At 62.8% G+C, this 18,590-nt stretch carries 19 protein-coding genes and 1 other annotated feature; of the genes, 12 read left to right on the plus strand and 7 right to left on the minus strand.

Annotation, left to right across the window (positions count from 1 at the left end; translation table 11 throughout):
• Positions 1 to 7: 7 nt before the first annotated feature.
• Positions 8 to 1,348: an MATE family efflux transporter gene (locus tag ACYVRZ_RS08550; protein WP_461226197.1), complete on the minus strand. Its 1,341-nt coding sequence runs from the start codon at positions 1,346 to 1,348 to the stop codon at positions 8 to 10.
• 125 nt (positions 1,349 to 1,473) lie between these two features.
• On the opposite strand from ACYVRZ_RS08550, the gene ACYVRZ_RS08555 reads away from it, so the two are divergent.
• The 4 genes from ACYVRZ_RS08555 (at position 1,474) to ACYVRZ_RS08570 (ending at position 3,860) form a co-directional block, all read left to right on the plus strand.
• Positions 1,474 to 1,668 carry a hypothetical protein gene (locus tag ACYVRZ_RS08555; RefSeq protein ID WP_461226198.1) on the plus strand — a complete coding sequence of 65 codons (195 nt, stop codon included), beginning with the start codon at positions 1,474 to 1,476 and terminating at the stop codon, positions 1,666 to 1,668.
• Positions 1,665 to 2,009, plus strand: a complete 345-nt coding sequence (locus ACYVRZ_RS08560) for a hypothetical protein (protein ID WP_461226199.1) — start codon at positions 1,665 to 1,667, stop codon at positions 2,007 to 2,009. Before ACYVRZ_RS08555 ends, ACYVRZ_RS08560 begins: the two co-directional genes overlap by 4 nt.
• 161 nt (positions 2,010 to 2,170) lie before the next feature.
• Entirely contained in the window at positions 2,171 to 3,097 is a 927-nt protein-coding gene (locus ACYVRZ_RS08565) for an ABC transporter ATP-binding protein (RefSeq protein WP_461226200.1), read from the plus strand.
• Positions 3,084 to 3,860 carry an ABC transporter permease gene (locus ACYVRZ_RS08570; protein ID WP_461226201.1) on the plus strand — a complete coding sequence of 259 codons (777 nt, stop codon included), beginning with the start codon at positions 3,084 to 3,086 and terminating at the stop codon, positions 3,858 to 3,860. The genes ACYVRZ_RS08565 and ACYVRZ_RS08570 overlap by 14 nt, the downstream gene beginning before the upstream one ends.
• A gap of 53 nt (positions 3,861 to 3,913) precedes the next feature.
• On the opposite strand, the gene ACYVRZ_RS08575 is transcribed toward ACYVRZ_RS08570, so the two are convergent.
• Positions 3,914 to 4,831, minus strand: a complete 918-nt coding sequence (locus ACYVRZ_RS08575) for a DUF7916 family protein (protein ID WP_461226202.1) — start codon at positions 4,829 to 4,831, stop codon at positions 3,914 to 3,916.
• 97 nt (positions 4,832 to 4,928) lie between these two features.
• Here ACYVRZ_RS08575 and ACYVRZ_RS08580 point away from each other — a divergent pair, with 97 nt between their 5' ends.
• The gene (locus ACYVRZ_RS08580) at positions 4,929 to 5,264 is read left to right on the plus strand and encodes a DUF2200 family protein (RefSeq protein WP_461226203.1); all 336 of its coding nucleotides are present in this window, start codon (positions 4,929 to 4,931) and stop codon (positions 5,262 to 5,264) included.
• A 69-nt stretch (positions 5,265 to 5,333) separates the two neighbouring features.
• Here the strand turns inward: ACYVRZ_RS08580 and asnA are convergent, their stop codons facing one another.
• The gene (gene asnA, locus ACYVRZ_RS08585; protein WP_461226204.1) at positions 5,334 to 6,341 is read right to left on the minus strand and encodes an aspartate--ammonia ligase; all 1,008 of its coding nucleotides are present in this window, start codon (positions 6,339 to 6,341) and stop codon (positions 5,334 to 5,336) included.
• Between the two features lie 58 nt (positions 6,342 to 6,399).
• Positions 6,400 to 6,638 (minus strand) — a binding site (T-box leader).
• Between the two features lie 126 nt (positions 6,639 to 6,764).
• Between asnA and msrA the strand changes: the two genes are divergently transcribed.
• The 3 genes from msrA to ACYVRZ_RS08600 all read left to right on the plus strand — a co-directional run bounded on the left by msrA (position 6,765) and on the right by ACYVRZ_RS08600 (position 9,284).
• Entirely contained in the window at positions 6,765 to 7,571 is an 807-nt protein-coding gene (msrA, locus tag ACYVRZ_RS08590) for a peptide-methionine (S)-S-oxide reductase MsrA (RefSeq protein ID WP_461226205.1), read from the plus strand.
• A 60-nt stretch (positions 7,572 to 7,631) separates the two neighbouring features.
• A complete protein-coding gene (locus ACYVRZ_RS08595) occupies positions 7,632 to 8,027 on the plus strand; it encodes an iron-sulfur cluster biosynthesis family protein (RefSeq protein ID WP_461226206.1) in 396 nt (131 codons plus the stop codon).
• Positions 8,028 to 8,159: 132 nt separating this feature from the next.
• Entirely contained in the window at positions 8,160 to 9,284 is a 1,125-nt protein-coding gene (locus ACYVRZ_RS08600) for a GGDEF domain-containing protein (RefSeq protein ID WP_461226207.1), read from the plus strand.
• A gap of 53 nt (positions 9,285 to 9,337) precedes the next feature.
• On the opposite strand, the gene ACYVRZ_RS08605 is transcribed toward ACYVRZ_RS08600, so the two are convergent.
• Positions 9,338 to 10,687, minus strand: coding sequence for an MFS transporter (locus tag ACYVRZ_RS08605; protein ID WP_461226208.1), 1,350 nt, complete (start codon positions 10,685 to 10,687; stop codon positions 9,338 to 9,340).
• Between the two features lie 286 nt (positions 10,688 to 10,973).
• On the opposite strand from ACYVRZ_RS08605, the gene ACYVRZ_RS08610 reads away from it, so the two are divergent.
• Genes ACYVRZ_RS08610 through ACYVRZ_RS08625 form a run of 4 tightly spaced genes read left to right on the plus strand, consistent with a single transcriptional unit; the run spans position 10,974 to position 13,591 of the window.
• Positions 10,974 to 11,384, plus strand: a complete 411-nt coding sequence (locus ACYVRZ_RS08610; RefSeq protein ID WP_461226209.1) for a PTS sugar transporter subunit IIA — start codon at positions 10,974 to 10,976, stop codon at positions 11,382 to 11,384.
• A gap of 27 nt (positions 11,385 to 11,411) precedes the next feature.
• Complete coding sequence (locus ACYVRZ_RS08615; protein ID WP_461226210.1) at positions 11,412 to 11,906, plus strand: PTS sugar transporter subunit IIB; 495 nt, start codon at positions 11,412 to 11,414, stop codon at positions 11,904 to 11,906.
• Between the two features lie 51 nt (positions 11,907 to 11,957).
• Positions 11,958 to 12,767, plus strand: coding sequence for a PTS mannose/fructose/sorbose/N-acetylgalactosamine transporter subunit IIC (locus ACYVRZ_RS08620; protein WP_461226211.1), 810 nt, complete (start codon positions 11,958 to 11,960; stop codon positions 12,765 to 12,767).
• Positions 12,764 to 13,591 carry a PTS system mannose/fructose/sorbose family transporter subunit IID gene (locus ACYVRZ_RS08625; RefSeq protein WP_461226212.1) on the plus strand — a complete coding sequence of 276 codons (828 nt, stop codon included), beginning with the start codon at positions 12,764 to 12,766 and terminating at the stop codon, positions 13,589 to 13,591. Before ACYVRZ_RS08620 ends, ACYVRZ_RS08625 begins: the two co-directional genes overlap by 4 nt.
• 170 nt (positions 13,592 to 13,761) lie before the next feature.
• Here ACYVRZ_RS08625 and ACYVRZ_RS08630 read toward each other — a convergent pair whose 3' ends face one another.
• From ACYVRZ_RS08630 to ACYVRZ_RS08640, 3 genes are all read right to left on the minus strand, one after another.
• Positions 13,762 to 14,790 carry a DUF4767 domain-containing protein gene (locus ACYVRZ_RS08630; RefSeq protein WP_461226213.1) on the minus strand — a complete coding sequence of 343 codons (1,029 nt, stop codon included), beginning with the start codon at positions 14,788 to 14,790 and terminating at the stop codon, positions 13,762 to 13,764.
• 128 nt (positions 14,791 to 14,918) lie between these two features.
• Complete coding sequence (locus ACYVRZ_RS08635; RefSeq protein WP_461226214.1) at positions 14,919 to 16,706, minus strand: ABC transporter ATP-binding protein; 1,788 nt, start codon at positions 16,704 to 16,706, stop codon at positions 14,919 to 14,921.
• Positions 16,693 to 18,447 (minus strand): ABC transporter ATP-binding protein, encoded by a 1,755-nt coding sequence (locus ACYVRZ_RS08640; protein ID WP_461226215.1) that lies wholly within the window; start codon positions 18,445 to 18,447, stop codon positions 16,693 to 16,695. The genes ACYVRZ_RS08635 and ACYVRZ_RS08640 overlap by 14 nt, the downstream gene beginning before the upstream one ends.
• Positions 18,448 to 18,590 lie beyond the last annotated feature (143 nt).

The following is an 18,590-nucleotide window of genomic DNA, read 5'->3' on the forward strand; positions in this document are numbered from 1 at the left end:
TATGCGGTTAATGCTCTGGTTCAGGTCCGAACAACTGCTTGCGGTGCCGGGCGAACAGCCACACCGCAAGGATCGCCGTCAGGATGTCGGCCACCGGCTGTGCCCACAACACCCCGAGGTAGCCGGCCACCAGGTGCAGCACGACGATCGCCGGCCAAAAGACCACACCTTGCCTGGCCACCGCCAGGGCGAAGGCCGCCGGCGCCGCCCCGATCGTCTGAAACAGGGTGGTCATCACCAGCACGATCCCGACCGCCGGGGTGGAGAGCAACAGCAGGCGCAGCATCAAGGCGCCGGCCTTGACCACGGCAGGTTGGGGCATGAACAGCGCGATCAGGTGCGGCGCCACCGCGGCCAGCACGGCGGCCAAGACGACGGCGTAACCGACCAGCACAACCAGGTCAAAGCGGATCAGCTCACGCAGCCGCCGGTGGTTGTGGGCCCCGTAGTTGTAGCCCAAAAGCGGCTGGGCGCCAAAGGCGAAGCCGACCATCACCAGCATCACCACCATGTAGATTTTCAGCGTGATGCCAAGCGCGGCCATCTGAGTGGTGCCATAAGCGACCACGTGGCGGTTGAGCACCGCGGTGCCAAAGGCCTGCATCAGGTTGGTGATTGCCGCGGGAATGCCGATGGCGACCACGGCGCGAACCGTCGCGGCCGGCAGCCGCCACAGCCTGGGATCGACGGTGATGGCGACGCAGCGCTTGGCGGTCAGCACCAGCAGCAACACGTCGGTCAGCCCGTAGCCGATCACCGTGGCCAGCGCCGCCCCGGCGGCGCCGAGGTGCAGACCGAGGATGAAGAGGGGATCCAGCACGATGGTGACCAGGGTGCCGATCACCGTGCCGACCATCGACGCGGTGGCCTGGCCCTCGGCTCGCATCAGGTTGCTGGGCACCAGCGAGACGATGATGATCGGGGCCCCGATCGCCATGATGCGGTAAAAGGCGGCGGCCGGGGCGTAGGTGGCCGCAGTGGCCCCGAGCAGCCCGAGCACCGGCCGCTCAAAGACCAAGAGCAAGGCGGCGCAAACCACGCCGCAAAGCGCCGCGGCCACCAAGCAAAAGCTCGAGACCCGGCGGGTGGTGGTGCGGTCACTCGCGCCGAGTAGCCGCGAAATCACGGAGCTGCCGCCCAGCCCGAAGATGTCACCCAAGGCCAACAGGAACGAGAACAGCGGGGTACACAGCGCGACGCCGGACACCAGCGCCGGGCTGTGGGTCTGGGCGATGAAGTAGGTGTCGGCCAGGTTGTAGATCATGCTGGCGACCATGCCGGCCACCACCGGCAGGGCGAGGGTGAAGTACGCCTTGGGGATTGAGGTGCGTTCGAATAAGTCTTCCAAAAAAATATGCCTCCTGGCCGAAAGTGGCCACGAAGCCCATTATAAGGCACGGGCGGCGCGGCTTGCGCAGGTGGAAACGCAAATTGTATCATAAAGGCGGATTAATGAGACAAGGAGGTGGCGCGATGCGCTACGGTTACTGGTGGGGGCCGGACGGGCCGCGGCCGCAGGCACTGCAGGCCCTGGCCGCCGAGCGGGTGTTTCACGACGCGGATCAGTATCGCCGGCAGTTCTCGGCGCTGGGGGTGCGGCTGGCGGCCGGCGACGAGCTCGTGGTGGTTGACCTGCGGCGCTTGCGCCGTCTTTGGTCGGGGCCTTGAACAAGCTGGCGGAGCTGATGACTCGCGGCGTCAGCGTCGACGTCTTGGCCACCGGGCGGCTGACGGTCGACGCAACCGGCCGGCCGACGCCGGCTAGTCGGGCGCTTTTGGCGGTGCTGCACAGCGTGGCGGCGGCCCAGGCGCGAATGCTGGCCGTCGAGGTCCAGCTCGCCCCGCGGCCGGCTCGCCGGGGCCGACCACCGAAGCTTGGGCCCGGTCAGCGACTGGCGGTGCTCGACTACGCGACCACCCACACGCAGCAGGCGACGGCCACGCACTTCGGGCTGTCCCGGGCGACGGTGACGCGAATCATCGCGGCGCATGTCAAGCGGTTCAAGTGAAAGCGGCGGTGCCGACTTTTTTGGGCGGCGCGGTTGACAGCCCCGCTACTCGCTGTTATTATGTACCAGTACCTAGCGACAACGAGTACGAGTAATTCACGGTCGTCGGTCGCATCGGTGCGGATCAACTACCTAATGTAACAAGGCAAAGGAGAGACGAAATGATGACAGATGAAATGGCCGCGATCGCCGTCAACGGGGTTCAGAAGCGCTACGGCAAGCTGACCGTGCTGCGAGACGTGACGCTTGAGGTTGCCCCGGGCGAGATTTTCACGTTGCTGGGGGCCAACGGCGCCGGCAAAAGCACGCTGATCAAGTTGCTCACGACGCTGGCGCAGCCCGACGGCGGGACCATTCGGGTGCAGGGGTTTGACCCGGTCACCCAGGGCAGCCGGGTGCGGCGAGCGATTGGCCTGAACGCCCAGGCGGAGATGCTGGACGAAACGGTGTCCGGCCGGGTGAACCTGCGCCTGATCGTCACGCTGCTGGGTCTGGCCGACCCCAAGCAGGCAATCGCCGCGGTCGCCAAGCGGCTGGACCTTGACGCGTTCCTCGACCGGCGGGTGGCGACTTATTCCGGTGGCATGCGGCGGCGCCTGGACCTGGCGATGTCGCTTTTGGGCAACCCCGCCGTGCTGTTTTTGGACGAGCCGACCACCGGGGTCGACCCGCAGAACCGCCTGGCGCTGTGGGACCTGATTCGCGAGCTGCGCGACGGCGGCACCACGGTCTTTTTGACCACGCAGTACCTCGACGAGGCCGACGCCCTGGCCGATCGCATCGCGTTCATGCGTGAGGGCCGCATCGTCAAGGTCGGGACGCCGGCGCAGATCAAGCAGGCGGCGGTGCCGACCTTGGCCTTGACCGTCGCCGCCGGGCAGGTCGAGGCGGCCAAGGCCGCGCTGGCCGCGGCCCAGCTGCCTTACCAGCTCGCCGGTGACATCTTCACGCTGGCGGCGGCCGTTGCGCCGCAGGCCTTGGCGACCTTGGCGTCGCAGGTCGAAGTGACCGGCTACGTTCAAAACGCCGTCACCCTGGAATCCGTCTATCTCGCAGTGACTAAGGAGGCAAAGTATGCTCACGCTTAAGCAACTGGCGGCCCTGACCGGTCGCATCATTCGTCAAAACTTCACCAACGGGGACACCCTGGTCACCGTGATCGCGATGCCGGTGTTCATGCTGCTGTTTTTCGTCTACGTCCTGGGCGGCAGCATCGTCACTGCCGGCGGGGCGGCCGGGGCCACCCAGTACCTGAATTACGCGCTGCCGGGCTTCGTGCTCTTGACCATGGCGATGGGGTCGGCCTACACCGCCTTGCGCATCAACAACGATCAGACCAGCGGTTTCTTGAGCCGGCTTCACGCGCTGCCGATTCCCCGTTGGGTGATTCTGGGGGCTCACGTTCTGGCATCGGTGGTCTTCATGGTCGCGGCCGCGGCTGCGGTCCTGCTGGTCGGCTGCCTGATGGGCTACCGAAGCGTTGCCGGGCTCGGCGGCTGGCTGGCCTTTGCCGGCCTCGCCGTGCTGTTTGCCTTGACCATCACGCTGTTGGCCATTCCCTTTTCGCTGAAGGCCAGCAACTACGCGTCGGCCGGCGGCTTCTCGTACGTGCTGCTGATGCTGCTGTTCGTCAGCTCGGCTTTGATGCCGACGCGCGGCATGGCGGGGCCGGTTCGCGCCTTTGCCACGCACCAGCCGATGACGCCGATTGTCAACGCCGCCCGGGGGCTGCTTGCGGCCGGCACCGCGCCGCAGACGCTGCCGGTCGCGTTGGCCTGGCTGATCGGGGGGGCGGTGGTCTTTGCCGCCTTGGCCTACTGGGCTTACTGGCAGGTGTTCGTGAAGCGCTGAATGCCAAAAAGCGCCGGCTCACGATGGGGTGAGTCGGCGCTTTGCAATCTCAGTTAGCGGTTGATCGACCGGGCCATGCGCGAAATCGCGTGGCGTTCGCCGCGGATCGCCTTGCTCATGGCGTAGATGTTCTCGATCGGCGACATCACGCCCCAGCCGGCGTCGCCGACGTGCTGAATGTCGACGCCCAGCATCTTGTTTTGGATGGCGACGGATTCGATGTAGCGGGCCCCGGAGCTTTCCTGGCTGGTGCCGATGGTTGACATCACCAAGGCGCCGGCCTGATGCGCCAGCTTGACAATCGGCTTGATGTCGTCGGCGTCCAGGCCCGGTACGGTGCCGACCGCCGGCACCAAAATCACGTCGGCGCCGGCGTCCAGGAAGGCCTGGGTCGCCTCAAGCGACACCACCGGCTCGTTGACGCCGGCGCCGTGCATTTTGCCGGCGATGATCAGGCCGGAGAAGACCCGCTTGGCCACCTTGATGGCCCCGGCGATGTGGGCGTTGGTGACGCCGGTGCCGGGGTTGCCGGTGAAGCAGACGAAGTTGAAGCCGAGCTTTTCGGCCTCCTGCAGCGTCTTTTCGCTGGCCATGCGCCCTTCTGGAATCTCCAGGCGCGTCTCGGCCATGTCGGCGTTGGGGTCGACGGGCTCGAGGTTGACGCCGATCGGGCGGCCGACCAGGTGCTGCAGGCGGTGAATGCTTTCGCCGTCTTGGTGAACCACCGCGCCTTCGTCGGGGTACAGGCCAAAAATCGCCGGCTTCAAGACGTCCAGGCCGTTGAGCAAAATTAGATCGGCACCGAACGCGGCGGCGATTTCGCTGGTGGTCAGGCCGTCGCCGGCCGCCTCTTCCACCACGTTTTCGGACAGCACGGTGCGGCCCTCGCTGGCCTTGATGCTTTGCTTCAGCTCGGCGCCGTTCATCGCCAGAATTTCGCTTGAATCGGTGCTCAGTAATCGTTTAACCATTGTCATTTTCCTCCCGTAACGCGTCGTTACCTTCGATGGTAACCGCTTTCCGCCGGCGGGTCAAGGTGTGGTAAAATAGGCCAAAAGGAGTGAGACCATGCGCAAACCTGTTGAGGCGATGTCCTTTGCCGCCATTTATCCGCTATACCTGAGTAAAATTTCCAAAAAGGGCCGCACCCAGGCCGAGCTGGACGCGGTGCTGGGCTGGCTGACCGGCTACGCCCCGGCCCAGCTGCACCAAAGCGAGCAGACGCTGGCTGACTTTTTCGCCGAGGCGACGCGGCCGGCCGGTGCCGACCAAGTCACCGGTGTCATCTGCGGGGTGCGGGTGGAGCAGGTCGAAGACCCCTTGATGCGCCGCATCCGCGAGATGGACAAGGTGGTCGATGAGCTGGCCAAGGGCCGTGACTTGGGAAAGATTCAACGCGCCTGACGCGCAACCTGGATTGAAGCGACACCAACAGGGGCTACCCAGCCGGGCAGCCCCTGTTTGAATGTGTGGTTACAGCAGGTGAATGTCATGCGCGGCGCAGGCGTCAATCGTCGCCTGGGGCCACACGCTGGCCTGGACCTCGCCGACGTGAGCCTTGCCCAATAGCAGCATGCACAGGCGCGACTGGCCGATGCCGCCGCCGATGCTGTAAGGCAGCTCGCCTTTCATGATGGCCTGGTGGAAGGGCAGCTCGAGCCGGTCCAGGGCGTCGGCGGCGGTCAGCTGGCGCTTCATCGCGGCCTCATCGACGCGGATGCCCATGCTGGAGATTTCCAGCTTGCGTTGAAGCGGTTCGTACCAGAAAATCAGGTCGCCGTTCAGGGTCCAATCGTCGTAGTCCGGGGCCCGGCCGTCGTGGCGCTTGCCCGACTTCAGCAGGCCGCCGATGCGCTTGACGAAGACGCAGCCGAGTTCATGGGCGATACGGTTTTCGCGTTCCATCGAATCGAGGTCCGGCCAGCGGTCCTCAAGTTCCTGGGTGGTGACGAAATGCACGGCAGCGGGCAGCTTGTGGACCGCCTGCGGGTACTTGTACCAGACCTCGTGTTCCATGTGTTTGATCACCTTGAAGATCTGCCGCACCGTGGCCTCAAGCACGGCGTCGGTTCGCTGGTCTCGGGTGATCACTTTCTCCCAGTCCCACTGGTCGACGTAGATGGAGTGGAAGTTGTCTAGCTCCTCGTCTTTGCGAATCGCGTTCATGTTGGTGTACAGCCCTTCGCCCGGCTGAAAGCCGAAGCGGCCGAGGGCGGCGCGTTTCCACTTGGCCAGCGAATGCACGATTTCCATCGTAGCGCCGGGCATCCCGGCCATCGTGAAGGACACCGGGGATTCGGTGCCATTCAGGTTGTCGTTGAGCCCGGTGGCGGCGTCGACCATCATCGGCGCGGAGACGCGCGACAAGTTGAGCTGCTTGCCGAACTCGTCTTGGAAGGTTTCGCGGATGTAGCGAATCGCCTCTTGGGTCTGGCGAACGGTGAGCTTGGGGTCGTAATCTTGGGGAAAAATTGTGGTCATGAGAATGCCTCCGTAATCTAGATTTGTTCTTCGGCAAACAAAAAGTCCCCTGCCTCAGACAAGGGACGAAAAAGGACTGTTTTCGCGGTACCACCCAAGTTGCCTGCAAGCAGGCCACCTCAATCACGCACTAACATGCGCGTCCGGATGGTAACGTGCCGGTGACGTCGAGGCTTACTGCAAGTTCAGCCCGAGGCGAAGGGAGTGTTATTCGAAGGCGGCTTACCAACCGGGTTTCCACTACCCCCGGCTCACTGTACGGACGCCGCAACCTACTCGTCTCCCTGATGCCAATGTGTTTAGATGTTGGGAATATCCTATCACGTTCGCGGCGGATGTCAACGCCTTTTGCGCAAAAGGTACAGGCATAACCGGTTGTGTGCAACCGATTACCGTGGGATAATGGGAGCGGAGGTGAGGCCGATGCTCGCTGCAATCATCAACGCGCTGCTGGATCCCAACACCCGCGACTTCGAACGCGGGCTTTTGCAAGACGCCAAGCGCGGTTTGGAGGCCGGCCAGCGGGAACGCGCGGTGCTTTCGCGACTGGAGGCGGCGCTGCGACCGCTGGCGTTGCGCGACAACCTGACGCCCGGCGTAGCGGAGCTGTACCAGCGCTTGGTCGATCCCAAGGCGGCCGTAGCGCCGAAGCGGCCGCCGCAACGGCTGGTTACCTTGCGCGACGAGACCTCGGTGTTTGCCGGGGGTTGCTTTTGGTGTCTGGTCCAGCCCTTCGACCGCCGGCCCGGCGTTGTGGCGGTCGTGTCCGGCTACACCGGCGGCACCGTGCCGCGGCCGACGCAAGACCTCGTGGCAAGCGGCACCACGGGTCACGTCGAGGCCGTCGAGATTCGCTTCGACCCCAGCTTGATGACGTACGGCGAGCTGGTCGCGACGTTCTTGCAGCTGATCGACCCGCTGGATGGCAACGGGCAGTACCTCGACCGCGGCAGCCAGTACGCGCCGGTGATTTTCTACCGCGATGCGGCCCAGCAGGCGGTGGCCCAACAACAGCTTGCGGCGCTTGGCGCCAAGCTGGGGCGGCCGCTTGCCGTCGCGTTGCGGCCGGCCGGTACGTTTTGGTCGGCCGCGGCCTGGCATCAAGATTTTTACCGCAAGCAGCCGCGCCGCTACAAAGCCGTGATGGCGGCGCGGCGCCGGCTGCGGCTGTTTCAGGCGGTGGCGCGGCTGCTTAGCCGCAAAGACAGTCGCGGTCAAGAAACTGGATAGGCGCTGGGCTTGCCGGTCGCGGCCGGGTTCGGCATACTGACAACCAAAGGGGGTTAACACATGACCAAGATTACACTGACGCAAAGCTTCGTGGCCCTGATGGCGCAAAAACGCCTGCTGGACAAGACACTGATTCTGATCGCCGACGACGGCGGCGGCAAGTACTCGCTGCAAGGCGGCGCCTGCACCATCGGCTCCAAGTTCACGCTGATCGTGGTGGCTGCGCCGGATCCGGATTATCCGGTCGGGCTGGACAATGACTTCGGCCTTCACCTGTGGAGCTCCGATTACGACCTGCTCTTCTTGGAAAAGGGCCTGACCCTGGATTTTGTCGCCCATCAGATTCGGCTGAAGGACAACGCCCATGACTTCGACGACGGGCTGCGCATCGCCGACGGCCAAGAGGTGCTGGCGGCCTTTCACCGCGGGTTGACCGTGGCCGGGGTGAGCTGCTGAGCATGCGAAAGCCGGCCGCCGAGGCGCGTTCTCGGCGGCCTTTTGCATGCGCAAATTTTATGGATAAAATGCTCGTTTTTTGCGCAAAAATGCGGTAGTCTTAGAGCAACACATGCGTATTTGGGGGTACCCATGGAATTGTTCGGGAATACTTTTTTTTGGTCCTTCTTCTTCATCATCGGGCTGGTGGCGACGCTTGAGCTGATCGATGACGTCGGGCCGCAGCTGCTGCAGCGCTGGCTACACGTCAGCGTCGAAAGCGCCTGGCTGATTGTCGGCTACGCGCTGATGATTTTGTGGCTGGTGCGATTATTGCGGGTGCTTGGCACCACGTACTCATGGACCGCCAACACCTTGCGCAACGCGACGATGCTGCTGGTGGTCAGCAAGATCCGCAAGCCCAAGGCGCTTGGGGTGTTTCTGGGGGCGACCTTCCTGTCGTTTTGGCCGTTTTGGGACTGGAACCCTTGGGCCGTGGCGGGATTTGCGGCAACGCTCGCCTTGCTAGTGCCGCTGAATCACTACCGCAACTGGCTGCTGGCGCGGCCGGCGGCGCTGTTTGCCGCGGTGGGGGCCGCCGGGGTGGTGTACTGGCTGTTTGACGCCTACGCCTACCACTACCGCCTGGCCGACACGCTGCTGATCATCGGCTGCTTTTGGGCCGTGATGGCGATCGGGTACTTCTACGACCGGATGCTGATCTTTCGCAAGCAGCAGATGCGCAGCCTGATGTACGACACGCAGCACGACGACCTGACCGGCGCGTTGTCTCGCACCAAGTTCGCCTCGGACATCGCGCGGTGGCGCCGGCTGCGGGTGGCCGGCAAGATTCCGCCGGTCCACCTGGCGATGCTCGACCTCGACCACTTCAAGCGCATCAACGACGTCTACGGTCACCTGGCCGGCGATGCGGTACTGCGCCAGTTCACCAAGCGCTGCCAGGCGTTCATCGAGGCGGCCGATTACCCCTGCGCCTTGTACCGCACCGGGGGCGAGGAGTTCTCGCTGATCATCGCCGGCGGGGCCGACGATGCCGGCGCCACTGCGCTGGTGGAGGGGCTGGTGGCTAGCTGCCGCAACACGCCTGTTCAAGCCGGCAACCAGCTGCTGCACCTGACCGTGTCGGCCGGGCTGACCAGTATTTTCAAGGCGGATCAACACGCCGATAACGTGATTGGTCGCGCCGACTCGAATCTTTATTCGGCCAAGCACGGCGGCCGCGACACCACGGTCGCAGACGTCGCCGGCGGTCGCTGACCCAGACACACGAAACGCCACTCATCAAATGCGATGGGTGGCGTTTTTGGCGACTAATCCTGGGTTTTGGCGAACAGCCTTGAGAACAAAAGCGCGTTGAGCAGGCCGATGACCACCAGCAGGCCAAAGGCGATGGTCGAGCCGGCCGCAACGTTTTGGGCGTGGGTGTAACCGGGCCGCGACACCGCCCCCATCAACAGCGCCAGCACCGTGGTCCCGACGGCGCCGGCCACCTGCTGGCCGGTGTTGTACAGCGCGTTGGCGTCGTTTTGCAGGCCTTTTTCCAGGTGCTTGAGACCAAAGGCGACCGCGTTGCCGAAGGCCATCGAGCGGCCGATGGCAAAGACCAGGTAGGCGATGGTCACGCCCAACACCCCGAGGCGCTGGCCGGCCACGGCAAAGGCGATCAGCGCGACGGTGAACAGCCCGTCGCCCAGGTACAGCGGCAAGGGGCCGCCGAAGCGGTCCAGCATCCAGCCGTAAACCGGCTGGCCGAACCCGTTGAACAGGCTGCCCGGCAGCAGAATCAGCCCACCGATCAGGGCTGAGGCGGCGAACACGTCTTGCACATAGTTAGGCAACAGGAAGTTGATGCCGACGTTGGCGAACTGCAGCAGGATGTACGGTAGGAAGCTGTACAAGAAGGCCGGCTGCTTGAACACGTCAAGCGAAAACAAGGCGCGACGCGGGTGGCGCGACAGCCGGTAGAACCAGGCGAACAGCCCGGCGCTGACCACAAGCAGGCCGGCCAGCGTCACCCAGCCGCCGCTGCCGGCGGCGTTGAGGCCGACAATCAAGGCGACCAAAGCCAAGGCCAGCACCGCAAAGCGACCCCAGTCAAAGGCGTAACGCTCGGTGTTGGTGTACTGGCGAATCACCTTCAGGCCGACCACCAGCAGGATCAAGGCCAGCGGCAGCGTCGACCAGAAAATCATGCGCCAGTCGGCAAAGGCCGCGACCGCGCCGCCGAAGGTTGGACCAAGCGCCGGCGCGATCAGGATGATCAGGTTGGCCATGCCGATGTAGGTGCCAAGCTTGGCGCGAGGTACCACGTCCAAGATGATGTTGACCATCAGCGGGGTACACAGCCCGACGCAGCCGGCCTGAACCAGCCGGCCGGCAAGCAGCACCCAAAAGGCCGGCGCCGCGCCGCAGATCACATCGCCCAGCGCGAACAGAATTGCGCCGGTGGCGAACAGCTGGCGGTTGGTGAAGCGCCGCTTCATGTAGGCCGAGGTCAGCATGACCAAGGCGGCGGTCAGCAGGTAGCCGGCGGTCACCCACTGCACCGTGCCCAAGGAGACCCCGAACTGGTGCATCAGGGTGGGGAAGGTGACGTTCATTGAGGTTTCGGTCAAGACCCCCATGAACGACATCAAGGCGACGACGCTCACAACGAGCATTGGACTGGCAGTTTTGTGGTTGATGGCGAGCAGATCCTTTCAGAAATTGTGGCGACAGCTAGGCTTATCATCGGGCGATTGCCGTGGTTTGTCAATGGTCAGCCGCTGAAAATAACACGCGTGACGCCGTGCTACAAAATAACGCATTTAATAGCAAAACGATTAATATTTAAGAATATTCCGTTTATATTTACGGGCCAACCGCGACTTATCATCATCCGGCGAGCCTCATAATGGACGGGCCCGACGCGAGGGGAATAGGATTGAGGAGAAAGGAGGGGAGGCAATGACGAGTCTGATGATTGCCAGCCACGGCCACCTGGCCTCTGGGATGCAAAGCGCGTTGCAGCTTTTGACCGGGCTGGGCAAGCGGGTGACGGTGCTCGATGCCTATGTCGACCAAAGCGACGACCGGCCGCAGATTGCCGCGTTCGTGGCGCAGGCGAGCCGACCAGCGGTGATTTTCACCGATCTGTACGGCGGGTCGGTCAACCAAGACGTGGTTCGCGCGGTCGGCGACACGCCGGACGTGTTCGTGGTCAGCCAGGTGAACCTGGCCGTGGTGCTGGCGGTGCTGTTGGACAGCGAGCCGCTGGACGCGGCGCGGCTGGACGCCTTGATCGCCCAAAGCCAGGTGAAGCGCGTGACGCTTGCCGCCAGCGGGGACGGTGGCAGCACTGCCGACTTTTTCGACTGAGGCCAAGCGCCTCGAAGGGAGGAACGCATGATTGTACAGATTCGCGTGGATGACCGTCTGATTCACGGCCAGGTCGCCTTGGTCTGGACCAAGGAGCTGAACACCCCGGGCATCGTGGTGGCCAACGACAACGCGGCCAAGACCAAGGCGGTGCAGATGACGCTGCAGATGGCGACGCCGACCGGCAAGAAGCTGCTGATTCGCTCGGTGCAAGACGCCATTCGGGTCTTTTTGGATCCGCGCGGCAAGGACATGCGGCTGTTCGTGCTGGTGAACGCCGTGCAGGACGCCGCGACCATCGTGGCGGCGGTGCCGGGGGTGCAGGCTGTCAACGTCGCCAACGTCGGCCGCTTCACCCAAGACGCCCAAGACGCCCAGGCGCTGAGTTCAACGGTGATGCTGACGCCACCGGAGGTCAAGGCCCTGCGCCAGCTCGCCGAGAGCGGGGTGCCGACCTTCAGCCAGGTGCTGCCGAGCAACGCCAAGCAATCGGTTCAGGCATTACTGAAAAACGCCAAGTAGCTCACACGTGCTTCGGCTTGGCCGCAGCACGTGACCAAAGGAGGTTACATTATGTTACCAACCGCAACGTTGGCCGCCTTGTGCGTGTTCGTCTGCTTCGGCGGCAACTGGCTGTGGGGCCAGACTATGATCGAGCGGCCGTTGGTGGTCGGCCTGATCGCCGGGCTGATGTTCGGTGATGTTCGCACCGGCATCTTGATGGGGGCGGCGCTTGAGGCCATCTTCATGGGGGCCGTCGACATCGGCGGGGCCCTGTCGGCCGAGCCGGTCACCGCGACCGTGCTCGCCACCACCTTTGCGATCACACTGGATGTCAACACCAAGGCCGCCTTGGCCCTGGCGGTGCCGATCGGCGTGTTCGCCGCCTTCATCTCGATGTTTTTGAAAAACGTGGTGATGAACGTGTTCGCCCCGGCGGTTGACCGCGTCGCGGCCAACAACGACCCGAAGGCCTTGACCTGGCTGCACTTTGGCATGTGGTTTCTGAATTACTTCGTGTTCTCCTTGGTGACCTTCTTCTCCGTGCTGGCCGGGGCCAAGCCCGTGCAGCACCTGGTCACCGCGATTCCGCAAAACCTGATGGCGGGGCTGTCGGCCACCGGTGGCCTGCTGCCGGCGGTCGGCTTTGCCATTCTGATGCGGATGCTGTGGAGCCGCCAGCTGTCGCCGTATTACTTCCTGGGCTTCGTGCTGTCGGCCTACATGGCGCTGCCCTCGGTCGCGGTGGCGGCGATGGGCATCATCATCGTGTGTTTGCAGTGGCTTCTGGATAAGCAGCTGCTGACGCTGTCCCAAAGTCGCGGTGCGGCGCCGGCTGCCGGGGATGAACAAGCCAAGGAAGAGGAGGCGTTTTTCGAATGAAGCTGACGCAAAATGTGTCCAAGGCCGACCGCAAAATGCTCAACCGGATTTTCTGGCGCTCCTTCACCGTGTTCGCCAGCCGCGCCGGGGCCACCAAGGCCCACGCGCCCGGCTTCATGTACTCGGTGATGCCGGCCTTGGACCGCTACTACAAAGACGACCCGACCGGCCACCGCGAGGCGATGCAGCGCCACACCACGTGGTACAACATCACCCAAAACGTCGGGACCTTCGTGATGGGGCTGGTCGCGGCGATGGAGAAGAAAAACGCCGAGACCAAGGATTTTGACCCCGAGGCAATCGTCGCCTTGAAGACCTCGTTGATGGGGCCGCTGTCTGGCATCGGCGACTCGATTTTCTGGGGCGTGTTGCGCGTGATTGCCGCCGGCATCGGCATCAGCCTGGCCAGCCAAGGCTCGGTGCTTGGCCCCATCCTGTTTTTGATCATCTACAACGTGCCATCGATTCTGACGCGCTACTACCTGACCTACGCCGGCTTCACGCTGGGTGACACCTTCATTCAGCGGATGTACGAGAACGGTAGCATGAAGCTGTTGAGCAAGGCCGCGGCGACCTTGGGGTTGATGATGATCGGCAGCATGACCGCCACGATGGTCACCTTCAAGAGCAAGCTGGCCATTCCGATTCAAGGAGGCAAGCCGATTGCGATTCAGACCTACCTGGATCAGCTGTGGAAGGGGCTGGTGCCGCTGGCGGTGACGCTTGGTTGTTACTGGCTGTTGAGCAAGAAGGTTAACGTCAACTGGATTTTGCTCGGTGTGTTGCTGCTGGCCATCGTGATGGGACTGGTCGGCATCGTGTGAGCGTTGGATACAAACGGGCCTGCCGCACAAATTGAGTGCGACAGGCCTGTTTGCGTTGGTGAAGCCGGGTGACACCGGGTTTGGGCGCAGCGGTGGCGCGGTTGCGATACTTCGCGTGTCGGCCCTCCCGCGCCGCGCCTACGTGATGGCGGCCACCGGGGCCCGGCGCGTCAGTACTGGTGGGTGATCGCCGGCATCGCCGCGATCGCTTGCTTCAGCGCCTGCTTTTGATGCGTAGTGGCGCCGAACCGCGCGGTCAGCGCCTTCAGGCTGATGGTGTGCTCGACTTCCGGCTGCTCGGCCGTTGGCTTGCCGGAGCTTGCGTCCTTGCGCCAGTAATGCACGGCGTCGCCGCTGATTTCAAACCCCAGCGACGTGACGGCGTGGCCGGCGTCGATGCGCAGGCGAGTCTGGTAGGTATAAACGGCCAGCCCCGGCTCCTGCCACAGCGCGGTGATGTCGTTGCCCTTGCCAAACGCCAAGGCGTAAAGCATTAGGCCGACCTTTTTGGTGGCGTGGTCAGCGGCGGTCGCCGGATCAAGCGTTGCCTTGGCTTGGCCGGTGCCGCCGGTGGCGATGGTGGCAAAGCTTGATTGAACCGTGGTGTTTTTGGTCGGGGCGGCGCTTGGCTGGCCGTCTCGGCTTTGGTCGACCAAGGCGACCGGCTGACCGTCGCGAAAGGCGAAGAAGTAGGTGATGCGGTTGGGCAAGGGCGGCTCGGTGCCGTCGTAATTGTAAATCGCCACGACGTTGTAGGTCGCGTTGCCCTTGCCGGTCGGGGCCCAGGCGATTTTGGTCTGGGCCTCGTCGACCAGCTCCTGGTCGAGGTCTTGCGGGTACACCATGCCCGTCGCCACCTTCAGGGGGTGGGTGCCGTCATAGGCGACGTAGCGCTGCCCCATGGTCGGGGCCCAGCGCTTCATGAAGGCCGCGAGCTTGGCGGCCTTGCGCCGGTCCCAAGGCGTCTTGGCCGCCAGCTTGCGGCTGGTGCTGGCGGCCTTCTCGCTCGCCTTCGTTGCCTGTGCCGCCTTTGCTGCCTTTGCCGCCTTTTGCCGCGCGGCCTGCTGTTCGGCCTTGGCCGGCGCTTTGCGGCTGGCCGCCTGGTTGCCGACCGTAGCCGGTCCCTTTGGCGTCGCGCTGCAAGCCCCCAACCCGAGCAGCGCCGCACTGATCAACACACCCATTACAACTTTTTTCATAATAGCCTCCTGCCTGTCGCCGGTTATAGCATGGCGGCCGGCGCGGTGTCAACGCGTTTTGCAGATGTGCGCGTCGGCCCAAAAACGGCGGCCACCCGAATGGGCAGTCGCCGTTGTGACGCGTTGGGTTACAGCGCCTTGAGCATGCGCAGCTGGGCGTCGTACAGGTCGAAGTACTCGCCGTGCTTGGCCATCAGTTCCGCATGGTTGCCGGCCTCGACGATTTCGCCGTGGTTGATCACCAGAATCTTGTCGGCGCGTTGGATGGTCGACAGGCGGTGGGCGACGATGAAGCTGGTGCGGCCGCGCAGCAGCTCCTGCAGGCCGGCCTGCAACAACTGCTCGGTGTGGGTGTCAATCGCCGCGGTGGCCTCGTCGAGAATCAGGATCTTCGGGTCGGCTAACAGGGTCCGGGCGAAGGCAATCAGCTGGCGCTGGCCGGCCGACAGCGACACGCCGCGTTCCTGCACGATGGTGTTGTAGCCGTCCTTGAGGTCGCGGATGAAGTCGTCGGCCCGGGCAATCTTTGAGGCCTCGATGATTTCTTCTTCCGTGGCGTCGAGCTTGCCGTAGCGGATGTTCTCCATGATCGTGCCGGAGAAGATGAACGTGTCTTGCAGCATCACGCCCATCTGGGCCCGCAGCGACTGAATGGTGACGCGGGAGATGTCGACGCCGTCGATCAAGACCCGGCCGTCGGAGACGTTGTAAAAGCGCGACAGCAGGTTGATGATGGTGGACTTGCCGGCACCGGTCGGGCCGACCAAGGCGATGGTTTCGCCCGGGGCGGCGTGGAAGTCGACGTGGTGCAAGATCTCGGGTTCATCCGGCTCGTAGCGGAAGGAGACGTCGTCGAACCGCACGTCGCCGTGAATCGGCGGCAGGGCGAAGGCCCCTGGCTGGTCGGTGACCTCGGGCTTTTCGTCCAAGGTTTCGAAGATGCGTTCCAGGTAGGCGCTGGCGGTGATCAGGGAGTTATAGAAGTTCCCGATGTTGATGACCGGGTTCCAGAAGTTGTTGACGTACCCGAGAAAGGCAATCAGGGTCCCGGTGGAAACCACGACGCCGACCTGCTGGATGCCGATGAAGTAGATCAAGGCGGTGGTCAACGTCGAGATGTTTTGGACCCCGGGCCACAGGGCGTACTGCCATTTCACGGCGGTCATGTAGGTCTGGCGGTTCTCCTCGGCGACGCCGTCGAAGGTCTCAATCGCGTTGGCCTCTTGGGCGAAGCCCTGGGTGACCTTGATGCCGGCGATGCCTTCGTGGATGTAGGCGTTCAGGTTGGACTGCTTGTTGGACAGCTCCTGGAAGGCCTTGTGCTGGTAGTGTTGAATCACCCAGGTCCAAACCGCCAGCACCGGAATCAGCACCATGCTGTAGAGCGTCAGCCGCCAGTTGATGGCGAACATGAAGACCAGGGTCACCAGCAGGTTGATCAGATCCGAAATCAGGTTAATCAGCCCGTTGGACAGCAGGTCGGATAAGGTGTTGATGTAGTTGACCACGCGGATCAAAATCTTGCCGTGCGGCCGGGAGTCAAAGTACGAGAAGGGCAGCGTCTGCAAGTGGGTGAAGATGTCCGTTCGCATGTCCCGCAGCAGGTCCTGGCCGATTTCAGTGATGGTCCAGATCCGGTAGCGGTAGCAGGCAAAGGCGATGATCAACGTGACCAGGAACACCGCGGACAAAATGCCCAGCGCCGCCATGTTGTGGTTGGGGATGTACTCATCGATGGCGACCTTGGTCAGGTAAGGGCCGAGGATCAAGGCGATGTTCCCGATCAGAATCGAGCCCAAGGCCAGCGCCAGCTTTTTCTTGTAAGGCCGCAGGTAGTGGCCCAACCGCGCGTAGTCGTGGAGGTTGAACTTCTCGGTGTACTCCTCGTCTTCATCAAAGGTGTTACGCTTGGCCATTGTCATCACCTCCGTCGGTGGCGCCGAGCTGCTTCTTGTAAGTTTCGGCGTAGTAGCCGTTTTGTGCCAGCAGGGTCTCGTGGGTCCCCCGCTCGACAATGCGACCATGGCGCAGCACGATGATCTGATCGGCCGCACGAAGCGAGCTGATCCGGCTGGCGATGATGAACACCGTCTTGTCGGCGGCGGCCGACTTCAGGTGGTCTTGAATCTCCGCTTCGGTTTCCATGTCCAAAGCCGAGGTGGTGTCGTCCAGAATTAGGATGCGCGGATCCTTGACCAAGGCGCGGGTCAGGCTGATGCGCTGCTTTTGACCACCGGACAGGCCAACACCGCGTTCACCGACGACGGTGTGGTAGCCTTCCGGCATCTCTTCGATGAACTCATCGGCCGAGGCGACCGTCGCCATCTGCTTGATGAACGGCGCGTCGGCCTGGTGGTTGCCGTAGCTGATGTTGTCTTCGATGCTGTCGGAAAACAGAAACAGATCTTGCATGACCACGGTAATCTGATCGCGCAGGGTGCGAACTGGCCAGTCCCGGGCGTCCTTGCCGTCGATCAGCACCTGGCCGCCGGTTGGGTCGTAGAAGCGGGCGATCAGGTCCATCAAAGTGGACTTCCCGGAGCCGGTTTCGCCCAAAATCCCCATGGTCTGCCCGGGCAACACATCGAAGTTGATGTCTTCAAGCACCGGGGTCTCCGGCGCATCCGGATAGGCGAAGTCGACGTGGTCGAAGGTGACCTCGCCGCGAACCTTGGCCGGCACCGCCGCCGGCTTGCCGGTGATTGCCGGCTTGGCCGCAAGCATCGAGCGAATCTTGATGGTGGCGGCGGAGAAGCGCTGCATGTCGTTGATCAGCCAGCCGCTCATGCGCATCGGCTGGTTGAGCATCCACAAGAACCCATTGAAGGTGACCAGGTCGCCCAAGGACATCTTGCCGGCGATGACCAGGCCGCCGCCCAACAGCAAGACGATGACGGACAGCAGCGAGGCGATGAAGTCCAAAGGCGGCAGGTAGCGCCGCGAAATGGCGGCGGAGTCCATGTTCCGCGCCTTGTACTCCAGATTGAGCTTTTCGAACTTGTCGATTTCGTAAGGCTCACGGGCGAAGGCCTTGACCACGCGGTTACCGGAGATGTTCTCTTCGACCATCGCGTTGAGCCGCGCGAAGCTTTGGCGAATCTCAAAGAAGATCGGCAGCGCCTGCGAGCTCATTTTGTAGGTCAAAATCGCGATGATCGGGGTCAACACGACCAGCGCGATCATCAGCGGCACGTTGATGACGCTCATCACGATCACCGCGGCCAGGAACCAAAGGACGCATTCGATGGCGTTGTATGACACCCAGCAGATCATGTGGCGAATGGCGTCGGTATCACCGGTCATTCGGGCCATGATGTCGCCGGTGCGAACCGTGTTGAAGAAGTTGAAGTCCAGTGACTGCAGCTTAGCAAACAGGTCGTGGCGAATATCGAACAGCGCGTTTTGGCCGATCTGCTCGAAGATGATGCAGTAGATGTAGCGAATGATCGTGCGAAACAAGGTGACGCCGATCATAATCGCCAGCATGGGAATTAGGCGGTCGGTGTGGCCCTGCTCGATGACTTGGTCGACGATCATCCCGCCGAGCAGCGGGGCGACCACGATGGCCAGGGCATTGAGCAGAATCAAGATGACCGCAACAACCATTTTGGCGTGGTTGCGTCTGACGTATTGCCAGACCCAGGTGTACGGATTCATGTGGGAAACTCCTTCCATAACAAACCAATAAGACCAGTCAGTAATGACTTACGTGGGATGAGTCTACCTGAACCAGCCAGAACATGAATGGACTTTTTTGTCGGTTTGCATGAAGTTTTTTGATTGCCCTTAATAACCGCGTC

Source organism: Lacticaseibacillus suihuaensis, from assembly GCF_054785075.1.

Bases quoted from the DNA above. Each gene is read 5' to 3' on its own strand.
- ACYVRZ_RS08555 (WP_461226198.1), top strand. From the start codon at position 1,474: ATGCGCTACGGTTACTGGTGGGGGCCGGACGGGCCGCGGCCGCAGGCA.
- ACYVRZ_RS08565 (WP_461226200.1), top strand. From the start codon at position 2,171: ATGATGACAGATGAAATGGCCGCGATCGCCGTCAACGGGGTTCAGAAG.
- ACYVRZ_RS08570 (WP_461226201.1), top strand. From the start codon at position 3,084: ATGCTCACGCTTAAGCAACTGGCGGCCCTGACCGGTCGCATCATTCGT.
- ACYVRZ_RS08575 (WP_461226202.1), bottom strand. From the start codon at position 4,831: ATGGTTAAACGATTACTGAGCACCGATTCAAGCGAAATTCTGGCGATG.
- ACYVRZ_RS08580 (WP_461226203.1), top strand. From the start codon at position 4,929: ATGCGCAAACCTGTTGAGGCGATGTCCTTTGCCGCCATTTATCCGCTA.
- asnA (WP_461226204.1), bottom strand. From the start codon at position 6,341: ATGACCACAATTTTTCCCCAAGATTACGACCCCAAGCTCACCGTTCGC.
- msrA (WP_461226205.1), top strand. From the start codon at position 6,765: ATGCTCGCTGCAATCATCAACGCGCTGCTGGATCCCAACACCCGCGAC.
- ACYVRZ_RS08595 (WP_461226206.1), top strand. From the start codon at position 7,632: ATGACCAAGATTACACTGACGCAAAGCTTCGTGGCCCTGATGGCGCAA.
- ACYVRZ_RS08600 (WP_461226207.1), top strand. From the start codon at position 8,160: ATGGAATTGTTCGGGAATACTTTTTTTTGGTCCTTCTTCTTCATCATC.
- ACYVRZ_RS08605 (WP_461226208.1), bottom strand. From the start codon at position 10,687: ATGCTCGTTGTGAGCGTCGTCGCCTTGATGTCGTTCATGGGGGTCTTG.
- ACYVRZ_RS08610 (WP_461226209.1), top strand. From the start codon at position 10,974: ATGACGAGTCTGATGATTGCCAGCCACGGCCACCTGGCCTCTGGGATG.
- ACYVRZ_RS08615 (WP_461226210.1), top strand. From the start codon at position 11,412: ATGATTGTACAGATTCGCGTGGATGACCGTCTGATTCACGGCCAGGTC.
- ACYVRZ_RS08620 (WP_461226211.1), top strand. From the start codon at position 11,958: ATGTTACCAACCGCAACGTTGGCCGCCTTGTGCGTGTTCGTCTGCTTC.
- ACYVRZ_RS08625 (WP_461226212.1), top strand. From the start codon at position 12,764: ATGAAGCTGACGCAAAATGTGTCCAAGGCCGACCGCAAAATGCTCAAC.
- ACYVRZ_RS08630 (WP_461226213.1), bottom strand. From the start codon at position 14,790: ATGAAAAAAGTTGTAATGGGTGTGTTGATCAGTGCGGCGCTGCTCGGG.
- ACYVRZ_RS08635 (WP_461226214.1), bottom strand. From the start codon at position 16,706: ATGGCCAAGCGTAACACCTTTGATGAAGACGAGGAGTACACCGAGAAG.
- ACYVRZ_RS08640 (WP_461226215.1), bottom strand. From the start codon at position 18,447: ATGAATCCGTACACCTGGGTCTGGCAATACGTCAGACGCAACCACGCC.